Raw genomic sequence first — 15,095 nt, 5'->3', positions numbered from 1 at the left:
TCGTCGGTCTACTTCCAGGACGTGAGCATCGCCGACGTGGCGTTGTAGGTGACCCGTTCCTGGCGTTGGGTCCACGCCTGTGTGCGGGCGGCCAGGGCCATGTTGTAGACCAGCCGGACACAGCCGAACGCCCGGGCAAGCTCGACCGCCTGCTCCGGGGTGGGGTGAAAGCGGTATTTGAACGCCCGCTTCACGGTCCTGGGCACAGTCCACAGGCCAACAGTCCAGTCGTGAGCCCAGGGGGTGGCGTGTGGATGAACGCCGATCCGCCCCGGCGGCGGACCGGCGTTCCCTGCCCTGCTCCGCAGGAGTTCCGTTTCCTCCCCGGCCGCAACGCCGGAGTATCCACGAAAGGAATCCGATGACGACGATCGAGACCGATGTGTCGGTCGACTTCGACGGCGACAGCCTGACCATCGCTGACCTGCGGCGGGTCGCTGAGGATCGGGCGCCGGTCCGGGTGGCGGCCGCCGCGCACGCCAAAGCGGCCACGAGCCGCAAGTTGTTCGAGGACACCATCCGCGAGGGTGTTCCGGTGTACGGCGTGACAACCGGCTACGGCGAGATGATCTACATGTTGGTCTCCCCCGAGCACGAGGTGGAGCTGCAGACCAACCTCGTCCGCAGCCACAGCGCCGGCGTCGGCCCCGGCTTCGGCGAGGACGAGGCACGGGCGATCGTCGCCGCCCGGCTCAACGCCCTCGCCAAGGGGCACTCCGCGGTCCGACCCGAGATTCTCGACCGGCTTGCGCTCTACCTCAACCTCGGGATCACCCCGTACATCCCGGAGATCGGCTCACTCGGTGCCAGCGGCGACCTCGCTCCCCTGTCCCACATCGCCTGCACCGTGATCGGCGAGGGCTACGTGGTCCGCGACGGCACGCGGGTGCCGACCGCCGACGTCCTGCGGGAGCACGGCATCACGCCGCTGCGGTTGCGGTTCAAGGAAGGTCTGGCACTCATCAACGGCACGTCGGCGATGACCGGCCTGGGGGCGCTCGTCGTGGACCGGGCCCTGACCCAGGTAAGGCAGGCCGAGATCGTCACCGCCCTGGTCATCGAGGCGCTGCGCGGGTCGACCGGGCCCTTCCTCGCCGAGGGCCACGACGTGGCCCGGCCACACGCCGGGCAGATCGACACCGCCGCGAATCTGCGTGCGCTGCTCGCCGGCAGTGGCCTGACCGTCGACCACGGGCAGTTGCGCCGGCTCGTGCAGGCCAACCGGGCGGCCGAAACCGGGGTGCAACGTACCGACCTCTACATGCAGAAGGCGTACTCGCTGCGGGCCATCCCCCAGGTGCTCGGCGCGGTCCGGGACACACTCGCCCAGGCCCGGACAACCCTGCACATCGAGCTGAACTCCGCCAACGACAATCCGCTGTTCTTCGAGGGCCGGGAGGTCTTCCACGGCGCGAACTTCCACGGTCAACCGGTGGCGTTCGCGATGGACTTCACCACGATCGCGTTGACGCAGCTGGGCGTGCTCTCCGAACGCCGTACCAACCGGTTGCTGAACCGGCACCTGAGCTACGGGCTGCCGGAGTTCCTCGTGGTCGGCGATCCCGGCCTGCACAGCGGCTTCGCCGGAGCCCAGTACCCGGCGACCGCGCTGGTCGCCGAGAACCGCACGATCGGTCCGGCGAGCATCCAGAGCATTCCGTCCAACGGCGACAACCAGGACATCGTGAGCATGGGCCTGATCGCCGCGCGCAACGCCCGCCGGGTGCTGTGGAACAACGACCGGATCCTCGCCGTCGAGGCGCTCGCCGCCGCGCAGGCCGTCGACGTCGCCGACCGCGCGGGTGGGCTGAGCCCGGCCGCCCGGGCCGGCTACGACGCCATCCGCGCGCTGGTGCCGACCCTCGACCGGGACCGGTACATGGCCGACGACATCGAAGCGGTCGCGGGTCTGCTGGCCGGCGGCGGGCTCCTCGACGCGGTCGGCGCCACCGGTGTGACCCTGCGCTGACGCCACCAACGACGAGGCCTCCGGGGCGCGCGGCGCGCGCCCCGGAGGCCTCGTCGTTCGATCAGCCCCGCAGTACCCGCAGCACCAGGCCCGGACGCATCAACGCCTCCGTGGGGTCGACCAGGCCGGCCGCCCGCATGAACGCCTCGGTGACGCCGCTGTCACGGGTCGCCACGTCCTGCAGCCGGCGCATGTACGCGTGCAGCAGCTTCAGTTGCGGGGTGCGGTTCCCCTCCACCCCGGGGTAGCTCAGGTTGATGCCCTCGGTCATCTCCCAGGCCGGGTCGACGATGCGCGCCACCTCACGCATGAACTCCATCGACTCCGGCGGGGTACCACGCCGCACCCGGTCCCGCAGGGCGAGTGCCTCCAGCGCGGCCAGCGTCTGCGCCTGGGCGAAGACCGGGTTCGGCGTACAGACACTGTCGCCCATCATGACCAGGCCCTCCGGCAGCCGGGCCAGGCGCTCGTACCGTCGGCGCATGGTCGTCGGAAAGCGGAACAGAACCGGGTCGTCGAGGGGTTCCGCGTCGATGATCGCCTCGTAGATCTCCGGCGCGGCCAAGGTCTTGACGAACGCGTTGAAACCCTCCGGCTCGGTGGGCGGGTGGTCGCCGAGGATGCCGTAGGTGGTCAGTTCGACCGTTCCCGAGTCTGTCTTGGTGAAGATGGCTCCGCGTGGCGACACCGGCGACGCCACGCAGACGATGGAGTGGTCCGTGCCGAACGGGTCGTACCGCAGTTTGTAGTGCCGGGTGGCGTAGCCGAGCCCCACCTTGGTGCCCTCTTCCTCGACCCGGGGGTAGCCCATCGCGGTCAGCCACACCGGTGCCCGGGAGCCACGGCCGGTCGCGTCGACGACCAGGTCCGCCTCGAGGACCTCCTCGGCGGCGGATTCCTGGTCGTTCGGCTGCACCCGGGCGCCGGTCACCCTGGTCTGGTCCGGCGTGTGCACGATGCCGGTGATGTCGTACCGCTCCAGGAACCGCACGTTGTCCAGCGCCTGCACGCGGTCGCGGACGTGGGCCTCCATCACCGGGCGGCGGGCCGCCACGTTCGTCAGTCCGGCGCGTACCTGCTTGAGCGGCTTGCCGTTGAAGTACCAGCGGACCGTCCCGGTCAGGTCGGTCTGCGGGCACCCGGCGGTGATCATCTCCGCGGTGATCTCCGGGAAGAGATCCTCCATGGCCCGGGCACCCCGGGCGAGCAGTCCATTGATGTGGCGGGCCTGGGGCGAGCCACGCCGGGCCTCCCGGACACCCGTCAACGCGTCCCGGTCGACCACGATCACCTCGCGGTAGCCTTCCGCGAGTGCACCGGCCGCGAACAGTCCGGTGATACTCCCGCCGAGCACCACTGCCCGGTCTCCGACTACTGCACCCACGGCACATCAGCTCCCTGGTCAGGTTAAATCGGGTGTCCGGAGGCGCACCGCGGTGACGTCACGACGACGACACCCACCGCGCCTCTTCGCGTTGCACCCCTGCGGGGCGACCATCTCCAGACCATCGCATCGTCACAGGTCAGCGCGGTTGTCAACATCTCTGTGATTGCGAGGCGCGCACTGTGACTGCGCGGCGCATGGGTGGGCGGCGGCTACCGGTCGACCGGCGGCGGTACGGGGTTCCCGCCGGTCTGCCACGACCGGTGTTCCAGCTCCCGCAGCCGCTCCTCCTCGTTGAGCTGCACCCGGCGCATCGAGATCCGCAGCAGCGGCGGCGCCATCAGCGAGGTCACGATCGCCACCAGCACGATGGTGGTGTACATGCCGACCCCGAGTACGCCGAGCCGCAGCCCGATCGTGGCCACGATCAGCTCGATCACCCCCCGCGCGTTCATTCCCGCGCCGAGCGCCAGGCCTTCCCACGGGCTCATCCGGCTCAGCCGGGCACCCAGGTAGGCCCCGACGAACTTGCTGCCGATCGCCACGGCCAGCACCAGCAGCGCGGTGAGCGCGACCTGCAGGTCGGCCAGGGCCGTCAGGTCGACGCGGAGGCCGGCGGTGGCGAGGAAGATCGGCGCCAGCACGGCCAGCACCACCGTCCGTAGCGGCTCCAGCCGGCCCGGCTGCACGACTCCGGGCAGCCCCAGCAGCAGTCCGCCGATGAAGGCGCCGAAGACGGGCTCCATGTGCAGCTGGTGGGCGACCATGGCGCAGGTCAGTACGACAAGGACCGCTGCGGCCACGACCGGCCCGTTGTCCTCGGCGCGCCCGGCCAGCCGCATCACCCGGCGTACCACCACCCGTCCGAGGGTGACGGCGACCAGGACGAAGCCGACGACCGCCAGGACCGACGCTCCGACGCCGCCGACGCTGGTCCCCTCCACGGCCAGGGCGGCGATGACCGACAGCAGGAGCCAGCCGATGGCGTCGCTGATCGCGCCGGCGGTCAGCGTCAACTGGCCCACGTTGCGGTGCAGCAGTCCCATGTCCGACAAGGTCTTGGCGATGACCGGCAACGCGGTCACGCTCATGGCCACGCCGAGGAACACGGCGAACAGCCAGGGACCACGGCTGCCGCCACCGGCCCCGGGTAGCGCCAGGCCGAGGGCGACCCCGGCGGCCATCGGCACCGCCACGCCGAACAGGCTGACCAACGTCACGGCTCTGCTCTGCCGACGCAGCACCGCCAGGTCCACGTGGGTGCCAGTCACCCCGACCAGGAGCAGCATCCCGAGCTGGGCGACCGCATCGATGAGGTGCATCCGGTCCGGTTGGGTGGGAACGAGCACGCCGGCGAGTTCCGGAGCGAGGTGGCCGAGCAGGGACGGCCCGAGGATCACTCCGGTGAGCAGTTCGCCGACCACGGCGGGCAGCCCGATCCGGCGGGCGAGGCGACCCAGGATCCGGGCGAGCAGCAACAGGACCGTCAACGCCACCAGGAGGGACGACAACGCGGCGGCGTCGAGCCAGGGTAGGGGCGTCACGCCGGCCCCCCGGTCAGTGGGATCACTTCGCTGTCCTTTGCAGACCAATGGCCGTTCCGGTGACCGGAACGTGGGCGGGGACCTGAGCGTGCCAAGGGATTTGTCCGACTGTCATCTCCCCGCGTGCGCGGCGGGCGTGCACGCACAGCGAATTGTCGAAGATTTCCCCCGCTGAATCGCACCACTCGCGAGTGTCCACCACGTGCCGATCAGGCTTTCCATTACCATTTGGTTATGGTCGATGCCTATGGGACATGGTTACTCGCCGCGTCGCACCCTGGGCCGACCAGACCACCGCCAAGGCGACAACCAGGGCCATCCCTGCGATTCCGGCGAACACACAGGAAGTCACTCAGGCAACGACGCGAAGGGTACCCCTTTGCGGGGCCTTGGACACACTTCACCAGGCCACCCGAGGCACATACTCCAACCGCACGGTACGCGCATAATTTCGACAATTGCCGCGCCGCAGGTAACACACCGTAACCGGGACCGAGCACACGGGAAGAAGACACGGAATCGGGATGTCGGCGATGCTGTTCATGGTTCGAGATCGACATTCCGAATCGAACCGAAGCGGTTCCCGGTCTGCACCGGCACCGCTTCAGCAGGGCGCCTGACCACCCATCGGATGCAGCCTCACACATAGGACACGACTGCGGTCCACAGCGTTCGCTCCACCGGCGACGCCACCACTACCGCCGGCGTGCCCCTTGCCGTGAGATCAGTTCGACCACGTGGATTGAATAGAGAATCAATTCAGCAGGTCACCGACAACCAGCGCACTTCTCGAGATGACCGAGCCGATCCACCACGGGAACCTGCCAACGAGCCGACTCACCTTGCTGACCATCGAGGCACTTTCAGTACAGAGCCTCGACGGAACTCCGGAAGGGTCGCCCGAACATCTCACACCGAGGCTCCGCCCATATCGGCGAACGGCACCGTTATCAGCCTAATGGCAAGGGGGAGAATCAATGGGCAGCTACTTCGAGGCAGCCGTCGAGCGAGCGATCGAGAAGATGCAGGAGAACCTGGGCGACGAGTTGACAGTGGACGATCTGGCTCGTGCTGCGATGTTCAGTAAGTTCCACTTCACCCGCATCTTTCAGCGCGTGACGGGGGTGACCCCGGGGCGTTTCCTCTCCGCGCTACGCGTACAGCACGCGAAGGCCCTGCTCCTGACCACCTCGATGAACGTCGCCGACATCAGCGTCCGCGTCGGCTACAACAGCATCGGTACGTTCAGCTCCCGCTTCACCCGCAGCGTCGGCATGCCGCCGACCGCGTACCGCCGCTGCGGCGGGGTCGTCCGTTCCCTGCAGGCCAACCCGGTGACGGACACCGACCGGGCGGCGGGGATGGTCTCCGGATCGATCTCGGCGGACCCCTCCATCTACCTCGACACCGTCTTCCTCGGCCTGTTCCGCAGCAGAATCCCGGAAGGACGGCCGGTACGGTGCACGATCGAGCAGGGCTCGGGTGGGTTCCTGCTCGACCAGGTGCCCGACGGGGAGTGGTACCTGCTCTGTCACGGCCTCGGCCGGACACCTGCCAGCCGGGCCACCGACGGGCCGACACGACTCGTCGGCTACCAGGGACCGCTGCGCATCCACGACGGGAACCTGGTCGACGTCAAACTGCACCTGGAGCCGGCCCGGAAGCTGGACCCGCCGCTGCTCGTAGCGCTGCCCGAGCCCGCACTGCCCATCGGCGCGCACCAGGCTGCGGCGCCGCCCGACATGTCCCAGGTTCCACTCGCCGCGTAGCGTACGTCGGTCCCGGACCGACGGTGCCCGACGTACCGCCCGGCCGTGCCCGATGGCCACCCGCTGCAGGTCGGCGCCGACGGCCGCCGGCACGGGCCGAACTCACCCGAGGAGGATAGTTGTCCACGAACGTACCCACGCGCGCGCAGCTGCGTGCCCGCGCGGCTGACGTGGTACCGGTGCTACAGAAGTACGCCACCTGGTCCGAGGAGCACCGCCGGCTGCACGACGACGTGCTGGAAGCGATGTCGGCCGCCGGGATCTTCCGGCTGCGGACCCCGGCCCGCTACGGCGGCTACGAGTGCGACGCCAGGACCCTCATCGAGGTGGCGACGGAACTCGCTCGCGGCGACGGTTCGGCCGCCTGGACGGCCTCGGTCTACTGGATTCCGACCTGGATGGCGGCCCAGTTCCCCGACGAGGTCCAGGACGAGGTGTTCACGTCGCCCAGTACGCGGATCTGCGGAACCCTGAGTCCCAGCGCGACCGCCACCCCGGTCGACGGTGGCGTCGTCGTCAACGGCCGATGGGGCTTCATCTCCGGCGCGCTGCACAGCCAGTGGCAGGCCATCATCGCCGTACAGCTCATGCCGCAGGGGCCGCCGCTGCCCGTGGTCGCCCTGGTCCCGATGGCCGATCTGCAGGTCATCGACGACTGGCACACCCACGCGCTGCACGGCACCGGAAGCGTGAGCACCGTCGCGCAGGACCTGTTCGTGCCGCAGGCACGCGTACTGCCGCTGCCAGCGATCCTCGACGGACAGGGCGCGTCGCGCGCGAACGTGGCCTCGGCGATCTACCAGGCGCCGCTGCTCCCCGTCGCCTCGGCGTCGTCGGTGGGCACCGCCGTCGGACTGGCGAAGGCGGCCCGGGACGTCTTCCTCGAGCGGCTGCCCGGCCGCAAGATCACCTATACGACCTACGACAGCCAGGGTGCCGCCCCCCTGACCCACCTGCAGGTGGCAGAGGCGGTCACAAAGGTCGACCAGGCGGAGTTCCACGCCCAGCGCCTCGCGACGACTCTCGACCAGAAGGCCGCCGACCGGCAGTCCTGGACCCTCGACGAGCGGGTACGCGCCCGAGCGGATCTGGGGGCGGCCTGCCGCCTGGCCAAGGAGTCAGTCGACATCCTGGCCGGTGCCAGCGGTGGATCGTCGGTGTACGCCGACGTACCGATCCAGCGGATCCACCACGACATCGACGCCATCAATCTGCACGCCCTGATGCACCCGAACACCAACGCCGAACTCTTCGGCCGGTTCCTGTGCGGCCTGGAGCCCAACACCAGCTACCTGTGAGAGTCACCCCTGAAGGAGCACACGGATGAGTATCGACAGCGCCACCACGGTCACCGACGCCGACCGCGCCGCAGTCGCGGCCCTGCCGCAGCGGGTCGTCGCCGCCTGGGCCGCACACGACGCCACCGCCTTCGCCGGGGTCTTCGCCAGCGACGGCACCCTGATCCTGCCCGGCCTGTTCCTGAAGGGCCGCGACAAGATCGGCGCCTACATGGACCAGGCCTTCGCCGGCCCGTACAAGGGCACGAGAGTCACCGGCCAGCCGTTCGACGTCAAGTTCCTCAGCACGGACGTCGCCCTCATGCTCACCGAGGGTGGGGTGCTGCTGCCAGGTGAAACGGACGTCGCCGACGGCCGGGCGATCCGGGCATCCTGGCTGGCGACCAAGGTGAACGGCCAGTGGCACCTGGCCGCCTACCAGAACACCCCGCGCGACACCGCCTGACTCAACTGGGCGACGGGACGACGAACAGCACGGTACGGAATGGAAAAGGTCAGGCCAGCGGCATCGACAGGAACTGCCTGTCTGCCGCTGGCCTGTCGTGTCGGGTGGAGCCGAGGTGTCAAACCCCGGGTTGATGGAGAGTTGGTTATCTGGTTTTCAGGGGTGTGGTGACCGGTTGGGTCATCGCGTGTAGCGCTTCGTACTCGGCGGGCGGGACGTGTCCGAGTTCGCCGTGGAGCCGTCGGTTGTTGTACCAGTCGATGTACTCGACGGTGGCCATCTCCAGGTCGTCGAGGCCGCGCCACGGACTCCTGTTGCGGACGAGTTCGGCCTTGTACAGGGAGTTGAACGCCTCGGCCATGGCGTTGTCGTACGAGTCGCCCCGGGAGCCGACCGAGGCGACGGCGCCCGCTTCGGCGAGCCGTTGGCTGTAGCGATTCGCCCGATACTGGACTCCCCGGTCCGAATGGTGCACGAGTCCGCCCAGGTCGGCGCCCTCGTCACGCCGTGATCGGGCCGAGGCGGGGCGGGCCTTGGCGGCGTAGTAGGTCGACGGTGCGATCCCGGCTGGCGTGTCTGCACGCGCCCGCAGGACCGGCTGGACACCGTGTTCGGCCTTCCGGGAGTCGACGAACTGCACTCTCATCGCGACGGACGGTCCAGCTCCGCCGCGAGGAAACTCGCGGCGGATCTCAGGATCTGGTTCGCCCGCCGCAGCTCACGGATCTCCCGTTCCAGCGCGGCGATGCGGTCGGCGTCGCCGCTGGTGGTGCCCGGCCGCCCTCCGGCGTCGGTCTCGGCCTGCCTCACCCAGACCCGCAGCGCCTCGGGGTGCACGCCGAACTGGTCGGCGATCCGCCGGATCGCGCCGACAGCGGACGCCGGGTCCCGGCGCGCGTCGAGGGCCAACCGGGTCGCGCGCTCACGCAGCTCGTCGGAGTACTCCTTCGGTGCGGGCATCGCTGGTGTTCCTCCCAGATTTCGATGTCTCCATCAAACCCGGTGCGGGACACGCTCCCCGCCATGACCGCCACCCCGGCAGCCATCACCCACGACGACATCGACGAGTTCGCCCGCACCTACGCACGCCGAGACGGCTGGCGCGGCGCGACCGGCCTCTACCGGTCGACGCTGGCTGAAGGCGCCGAGATCCGGGCCCTCGCGGAGTCGCCCGGGCTGAACGCGCCCGTACTCGCGGTCGGCGCGGGCGGAGGGCCGTTCACGGCCGGCACCGTGTCCCGGGCCACTTCGGGGGAAGTCCGCTCCGTGTCACTCGACGGCGTAGGCCACTACGCCGCGATGGAGGCCCCGGAGAGGCTGGCCGAGTCCATCCTCGTTTTCGCAGGACGCGTCGACGCCGGAAGCTCGTGAACAAGGCGCACTGCGCCAGTACCGCACTCGCGCCAGGACGGACACACGGCTGTGACGGGCGGCGCTCAGGGCGCCGCCCGTCGCAGCGGTGGACTACTTGAGGCCGGCGGTGATCGCCCGCCGGTCGAAGTCGGTCGCCAGTTGCCGGGCCGCGTCGCGGTCCTGCATGTTGACCACGTACAGCACATTGCTGATGGCGACGATGATGATCTGCTTGACCCGAAGCACACCGCCGTCCGCGTCCAGCTCGCCGTAGTACTGCTCCAGCACAGCCTTGGCCTTGGCATCCTTCGGCTTGGCGAACTGCAGGCGCTGGGTCATCTCGAACGTGGTGGCGCCGGGCAGGTTCACCGGTTCGACCTCGGTGTTGGTCAACGTGCCGGTGATCTTGACGCCGTTGTCGCCCAGCAGCGACACACTGCCATCATCACAGGTCAGGGCCTTGGCCTTCAGCTTGGCGACATCCACACCGCCGGGTAGCCGAAACACGGTGCCCACGAAGAAGTCCTTGTGCGCAAGGTTGTGGCTCTTGCCCACCGGCGCCGCCTCGTTGAACTGCAACCAGCCGTCGAGCTGGGCCGGATCGCCCAGGTCGATGAAGTTGACACACGAGTCCGGCGAATACGTCATGCCCTCCGGCGGTACGAGCAGGCCCTTCTCCCCTGCCTCGTGGAAATCGGCCTCGATCAGCTTGCCCTTGGCGGGATGACCCGCACCCGCCGGGGTGACCAGGTCACGCAGTTCGTACGCGGCCGCGCTGGGTGCCGCACTCGCCGCCGGAGCGGCTCCGGCGGCATTGCTGGCCGGCTCACCGGCGTCGTCTCCGCCACACGCCGCACTCGTCATCAACAGGGCCCCGAGCGCCGTCACCGCGACCGCCCTAGCGGTTCGCGGCATTCTTCTCCGCATCAATGCACACCTTCCTTCGACACCGGTCCCGACGTACTCACATTCCGTGGTCACGTGTGAGCCTTCAACTTCCTAGATGCTGTGTGCGCCTTCCTCAGTGCTGTGTGCCGGATCAGCGGGCGCGGTGCTCCGCCGTGAGCCGCTCCAGCACGGGCACGACGGCGGCCGGAGCGGGCCTGTTCGCCCAGGCGTCGCGCAGCTTCGCCGCACCCTCGCGGTACGACGGATTTGTGATCACCTGCTGGATGTGACTCCGCAACTCGTCGACCGGCATCCCCTGGTGATTGAGGCGGACCCCGGCGCCGAACTTCTTCATGATTCCCGACCACGGCGGCGCCATCAGATGCCGGCACGGGATCACCCAGCCCGCCTTGGGCTGCTCGGGCTCGGTCTCGTCGGTGAGGCCGAACTCGCGCCCCACCCGGTAGGTCCCGGTGTCCCGCGGGTCGGGGCTGGCCTCGGCGGCGCGCATCAGGAAGGACTCGTCGGTGTCGCACACCAACTGCGGAATCCGGTTCACGATGGCGTTCATGGTGGTGCCGCTGCCGCCGTGATGAATGAGCGCGGAACAGGTGGGCATGAGCTGGGTCAGCGGCACCCACTCCACCACACGGACGTTGTCCGGCACACGCTGAACGCCCTCGAGCTGGAACTTGTTCAAGGTGGCGACGACCTCGACGTCGAGATCGGACAGCGCCTCGAAGAGCTTGGGCGTGCGTCCCCAGTCGCCGGACACGTACCGCCGTGCAGACTCACCGAGCGACAGGGCGATGCGCGGACGTTCCGGCTCGTCGTACAACCAGTCACGGAAGGTCTCGCCGCCGGCGAAGGGCACCCAGCGGACCGGGACCTTCGAAGTGCCGGTGACCAGGCTGACACCCTCGGGCAGCGGGTCGACCGTCCACTGACCGAGAAGCAGCTCGTCGTCGACCTCGACGCCGTACTTGTCGGCCAGCGGCCGCATCACGTCGGCGAGCGGGTTCTCCGGCAGCCCGGCGGCGACGACCCGGTCCCGGGCCGCGGCCAGACGCTCCAGGCTGTAGCCGAAGTAGTCCAGGGCGGCACCCAGGAAGCGTCCGTGCGCCGCGCCGCTGACCCGCGCCGCCACCGCTCCAGCCGGGAACAGCGGATCCCAGAGCACCACGTCCGGTTTCCACAGCCGCGCCATCTCGATCAGCTCGCCGGCCTCCGGCAGGTCCACCCGCACGTAGTCGGACAGCGGATTGAGCAGCCACTGGTAGAAGATGATCCAGTTCTCTCGTTCCTGCTCGTTCAAGCCCATGACGTCGGCGTACGCCAGGACCTCCTCCGGCCCCGGAGGCTGCTTGGCGTCATCGCGCAACCGAGCCTCGGGGGCGTCGGCATCCCCGAGCGCCACGGCGGTGAGGCCGACCGAGGCTACGGCGCCGGCGAACCCCGCGTGGGTGGCGATCCGGACCTCGTGGCCGGCGCTCTGCAACGCCCAGGCGACCGGTGCCAGGGGGTAGAGATGGACGTATGAGGGGAACATGGTGAACAGCACGCGCATCTGTTGCTCCTCGGATGGTCGGCAGACGGTGCGGAACGCGCCGAGTCAGCACCGGATGGCGAACCCGGTGATGTAGCGGGTGTTCGAGCGGTAGAGGATCTCGTCGGAGTACTCACTCAGGATCTCGTCGACCTCGGAGGCGTAGAGGATCTCGGAGCGGTAGGAGCCCCAGTGGAACCGCCCGCTGGTCGAGCGCAGGGCGATGGCGTTGGCCATGAACAGCGCGCTACGGCCCAGGTGCCGCCACGTGCCGTGCACGTTGCGCTGGTACTCGTGGTAGTGGTCCATCGTCCAGACATTGCCGATGAGCACGCCGCCCGGGTTGACGAACGACTTCAGCCGCTCGATCACCGGCCGCACCCGCCCCAGGTGGTGGATGGCGTTGGCGCAGACGACCACGTCGGCGGTGCCCAGCTCCAGGTCCTTCCAGAAGTCCCCGTTCACCAGGCGCAGCCGGGGATCGTTGACCCGGCGGCGGGAGGACTCCAACGCGGCGGCCGACACGTCGACGCCGACGATCTCCTCCGCGTCGGTGTTGCGGGCCGCGGCTTCCAGGTAGATGCCGGGACCGGAGCCGAACTCGATGGTCCGCTTGGCGCCCGCGCCGTACTTCTTGATCAGGTCGATGATCCGGCGTTCGTTGTCGAGGATTTCCGGACCGCCGAGGCTGGACTTGTCGTACCGGGTCGGATTCCAGACGCGGGCGGCGAAGTACTCCCGTCCCATCGGCGGGTAGTCCTTCACCAGACGGCGGCCCACGTGGACCATGGCCTTGGCGAGCATGTGCCCTCCTTTGAGGATCGGGCCGGCGCCCGCGAAGGGCGCCGGCCGCACGGTGTCACGGACGGGTCAGGAACACGTTGCGTGGCAGTTCCCGGCGCGGGGTGCCGGTGTTGCGGGCGATTACGTCACCGAGCGAGACGCGGTAGTCGATGCCGTACCAACGCTTGACCTTTTCGAGCAGGCGGTGGTTCTGGTAGTAGAAGCGGTCACCGTCGCGAAGCGCGACGAACTGGTGCTTCCAGATCGCCATCTGCGTCTCGCCGAACTCGGCGCCGGACAGGTGCTTCTCGGCGATCATCCCGATGAACGGGTCCACGTTGTCGACGCTGCCGTAGATCGCCTTCAGCCGGGCGGCCAGCGTGGTGCGCCGTTCCGCACGGACGGCGTTGTCGGCCTCTGCGGTGGTCTCTCGGCCGTGCTTGTCGTACAGCGCAATGATGTCCATACTGTCCGGGTCGTCGATCTCCGCGCCCCTGGTGAGCTCAGGGTCCCGCGGGAAATGCTCGGTCCGTTCGCCAGTGATCGCCTTGAACGACGTCTTCGGCGCCAGCCCGTACGCCTTGCGCAGTTCGTTGTAGCTGGGCATGCCGTGGTCCCGCCCGCGGGCGATGTCGGCGGCGCCGAGGTCGTTCACGCCCCGGATGCACGCCGGCAGCGACGGGTCGGGGGCGCAGGTTTCGTTGCCCTCGACCGGGAACACGAAGGTGAAGCTGCGCAGCAGGTTCGTGATCTGCTCGTCGTTGGCGTTCTGCGCCCGCTGGCTGAGGCTCTGCAGCATGGGCCCGAGCTGGATCTGGGTCAGCATGCTCGGGTTGAAGAACGCCTCCTCGGTGAGCGGGATGACCAGTTCCAGCCGGTCCCCGAGGTCGGTGATCTGCACGCCGAGTTCCCGCAGTTGCTCGAGCTCTTCGGGGGTGTACTGGCCCTTCGGCACATCGATCTGGAACTCGCCGCGGATGAAGCTGTGCGCCCGGTAGCCGACCGTGGCGAACTCATTGGTCAGCGTCGCGTCCACGCCGGGCTTGTAGCCGGTGTAGCGCGGCAGCCGGACACCGAGCGTCGGCAGGAACTCGTTGTAGGTGATGTACTGCTGCTGCGCGCCGACCACCGCGCGGGCGATCTCGAACTTGTCGCGTTCCGGCAGTCGCTTCGGCAGGCGGTCGACGATCCGGTTGTGCTCACGCGCGAAGAGGGTCTGCACGGCGAGCAGCGGCGGGTTCTCGTTGGCCCGCGGGTCCCCGGCCACCGCCACGGTCGCCGGGTCCACACCGCCGGCGACCATGTTGGGGGCGGTGTCCGCGTCGCCGCGCGCATCACGGCGGGGCAGGTAGCCACCCGGAAGCATCAGCTTGGCGCTGTTGTCGTCGGGGTTGCCGTTGACCGGGCCCTCCCGCATCCACTCCAGCCGGGCCGGGTCGGCGCCGTAGACGGCCAGCGCGTCGATGAACGAACTGTGCTGGTTGATCTGTTCGCGCGGGCTCGTCACCCCGGTGCCCTCCTCGGGCGTCGACCGGGTGAAGTCGATGACCCCAAGGTCGTTGGGGAACTCCTCGAGCGGATCGGCATTGTCGTACGGGATGTTCATCTGCTCGGCGGTCTCGCCGGTGCCGCGACGCCCCAGGCGCAGGGCGTACGTGTGATCCAGGAACTGCCCCCAGACGAACCCCCACTGGGACACGTCGCGCGGGGAGTACAACGGCTGGTCGTTGTCGTTGAACACCCGGTTGCTGAGGTACCGGGCCGGCGGGCCCTCGACCGGGACGCCGATGCCGTCAACGTAGTTCGCCGGCCCGACCCGCGGGTAGAGCGACATGGTGGAGCCCCACTCGGGGTGCTTGCGGTTGTTGCCCCGGCCATCCAGGCTCCGGACCTCGAACAGGCCACCCAGGATGCGCTCCCCACGGGTGGTGCTGGCAGATCCACCGGCGCTGGCTTCGCTGGCGACCGGCACGCTGCTCAGCACCAGGAGCGTCACGAGCAAGGAACGAGCTGTTCGTCGGAGTCGGCGGTGGCCGGTCCGCACCAGGACGTCCATGCAATTCTCCCTCTGTCGACGGGTGGAGCAACAGGGAAGATCCTCGCCTTCGGCGTTCCG

General features: G+C 68.9%; 13 protein-coding genes and 1 pseudogene. 5 read left to right on the top strand and 9 right to left on the bottom strand.

Annotated features, from left to right (window positions below):
- Nucleotides 1-8: 8 nt before the first annotated feature.
- On the bottom strand, nucleotides 9-206 hold the full coding sequence (locus tag O7608_RS09490; protein WP_289209579.1) for a helix-turn-helix domain-containing protein: 198 nt from the start codon (nucleotides 204-206) through the stop codon (nucleotides 9-11).
- Nucleotides 207-361: 155 nt separating this feature from the next.
- On the opposite strand from O7608_RS09490, the gene cmdF reads away from it, so the two are divergent.
- Nucleotides 362-1,969, top strand: coding sequence for a tyrosine 2,3-aminomutase (gene cmdF, locus O7608_RS09485; RefSeq protein WP_289209578.1), 1,608 nt, complete (start codon nucleotides 362-364; stop codon nucleotides 1,967-1,969).
- Between the two features lie 61 nt (nucleotides 1,970-2,030).
- On the opposite strand, the gene O7608_RS09480 is transcribed toward cmdF, so the two are convergent.
- Nucleotides 2,031-3,353 carry an FAD-dependent oxidoreductase gene (locus O7608_RS09480; RefSeq protein ID WP_289209577.1) on the bottom strand — a complete coding sequence of 441 codons (1,323 nt, stop codon included), beginning with the start codon at nucleotides 3,351-3,353 and terminating at the stop codon, nucleotides 2,031-2,033.
- Between the two features lie 212 nt (nucleotides 3,354-3,565).
- A complete protein-coding gene (locus O7608_RS09475) occupies nucleotides 3,566-4,897 on the bottom strand; it encodes a cation:proton antiporter (protein WP_289209576.1) in 1,332 nt (443 codons plus the stop codon).
- A gap of 977 nt (nucleotides 4,898-5,874) precedes the next feature.
- On the opposite strand from O7608_RS09475, the gene O7608_RS09470 reads away from it, so the two are divergent.
- The 3 genes from O7608_RS09470 (at nucleotide 5,875) to O7608_RS09460 (ending at nucleotide 8,409) form a co-directional block, all read left to right on the top strand.
- Nucleotides 5,875-6,666, top strand: coding sequence for a helix-turn-helix domain-containing protein (locus O7608_RS09470; RefSeq protein ID WP_289209575.1), 792 nt, complete (start codon nucleotides 5,875-5,877; stop codon nucleotides 6,664-6,666).
- Nucleotides 6,667-6,785: 119 nt separating this feature from the next.
- The gene (locus tag O7608_RS09465; RefSeq protein ID WP_289209574.1) at nucleotides 6,786-7,964 is read left to right on the top strand and encodes an acyl-CoA dehydrogenase family protein; all 1,179 of its coding nucleotides are present in this window, start codon (nucleotides 6,786-6,788) and stop codon (nucleotides 7,962-7,964) included.
- A 25-nt stretch (nucleotides 7,965-7,989) separates the two neighbouring features.
- Entirely contained in the window at nucleotides 7,990-8,409 is a 420-nt protein-coding gene (locus O7608_RS09460) for an SgcJ/EcaC family oxidoreductase (protein WP_289209573.1), read from the top strand.
- A gap of 145 nt (nucleotides 8,410-8,554) precedes the next feature.
- Here the strand turns inward: O7608_RS09460 and O7608_RS09455 are convergent.
- Both O7608_RS09455 and O7608_RS09450 read right to left on the bottom strand, forming a co-directional pair.
- Nucleotides 8,555-8,890: pseudogene (locus tag O7608_RS09455) on the bottom strand (integrase core domain-containing protein); the annotation flags it as partial.
- A 161-nt stretch (nucleotides 8,891-9,051) separates the two neighbouring features.
- Complete coding sequence (locus tag O7608_RS09450; RefSeq protein WP_289209572.1) at nucleotides 9,052-9,369, bottom strand: transposase; 318 nt, start codon at nucleotides 9,367-9,369, stop codon at nucleotides 9,052-9,054.
- Nucleotides 9,370-9,432: 63 nt separating this feature from the next.
- Here O7608_RS09450 and O7608_RS09445 point away from each other — a divergent pair, with 63 nt between their 5' ends.
- Complete coding sequence (locus O7608_RS09445) at nucleotides 9,433-9,780, top strand: alpha/beta fold hydrolase (protein ID WP_289209571.1); 348 nt, start codon at nucleotides 9,433-9,435, stop codon at nucleotides 9,778-9,780.
- A 93-nt stretch (nucleotides 9,781-9,873) separates the two neighbouring features.
- On the opposite strand, the gene O7608_RS09440 is transcribed toward O7608_RS09445, so the two are convergent.
- The 4 genes from O7608_RS09440 to O7608_RS09425 all read right to left on the bottom strand — a co-directional run bounded on the left by O7608_RS09440 (nucleotide 9,874) and on the right by O7608_RS09425 (nucleotide 14,975).
- Nucleotides 9,874-10,650, bottom strand: a complete 777-nt coding sequence (locus O7608_RS09440) for a hypothetical protein (protein WP_353850557.1) — start codon at nucleotides 10,648-10,650, stop codon at nucleotides 9,874-9,876.
- Between the two features lie 151 nt (nucleotides 10,651-10,801).
- A complete protein-coding gene (locus O7608_RS09435; RefSeq protein ID WP_289209569.1) occupies nucleotides 10,802-12,217 on the bottom strand; it encodes a nucleotide disphospho-sugar-binding domain-containing protein in 1,416 nt (471 codons plus the stop codon).
- A gap of 45 nt (nucleotides 12,218-12,262) precedes the next feature.
- Complete coding sequence (locus tag O7608_RS09430) at nucleotides 12,263-13,000, bottom strand: class I SAM-dependent methyltransferase (RefSeq protein WP_289209568.1); 738 nt, start codon at nucleotides 12,998-13,000, stop codon at nucleotides 12,263-12,265.
- Nucleotides 13,001-13,055: 55 nt separating this feature from the next.
- Entirely contained in the window at nucleotides 13,056-14,975 is a 1,920-nt protein-coding gene (locus O7608_RS09425) for a peroxidase family protein (RefSeq protein ID WP_289210841.1), read from the bottom strand.
- Nucleotides 14,976-15,095 lie beyond the last annotated feature (120 nt).

This window comes from Solwaraspora sp. WMMA2056, assembly GCF_030345095.1.
Taxonomy (GTDB): Bacteria; Actinomycetota; Actinomycetes; order Mycobacteriales; family Micromonosporaceae; genus Micromonospora_E.
Note: the sequence above shows the minus strand (reverse complement) of the source record. Positions and strands in the feature narration are given on the sequence as shown.

Excerpts from the sequence above, each read along its gene's own strand:
- cmdF (WP_289209578.1), top strand. The coding sequence starts at position 362 with ATGACGACGATCGAGACCGATGTGTCGGTCGACTTCGACGGCGACAGC.
- O7608_RS09470 (WP_289209575.1), top strand. The coding sequence starts at position 5,875 with ATGGGCAGCTACTTCGAGGCAGCCGTCGAGCGAGCGATCGAGAAGATG.
- O7608_RS09460 (WP_289209573.1), top strand. The coding sequence starts at position 7,990 with ATGAGTATCGACAGCGCCACCACGGTCACCGACGCCGACCGCGCCGCA.
- O7608_RS09450 (WP_289209572.1), bottom strand. The coding sequence starts at position 9,369 with ATGCCCGCACCGAAGGAGTACTCCGACGAGCTGCGTGAGCGCGCGACC.
- O7608_RS09445 (WP_289209571.1), top strand. The coding sequence starts at position 9,433 with ATGACCGCCACCCCGGCAGCCATCACCCACGACGACATCGACGAGTTC.
- O7608_RS09435 (WP_289209569.1), bottom strand. The coding sequence starts at position 12,217 with ATGCGCGTGCTGTTCACCATGTTCCCCTCATACGTCCATCTCTACCCC.
- O7608_RS09430 (WP_289209568.1), bottom strand. The coding sequence starts at position 13,000 with ATGCTCGCCAAGGCCATGGTCCACGTGGGCCGCCGTCTGGTGAAGGAC.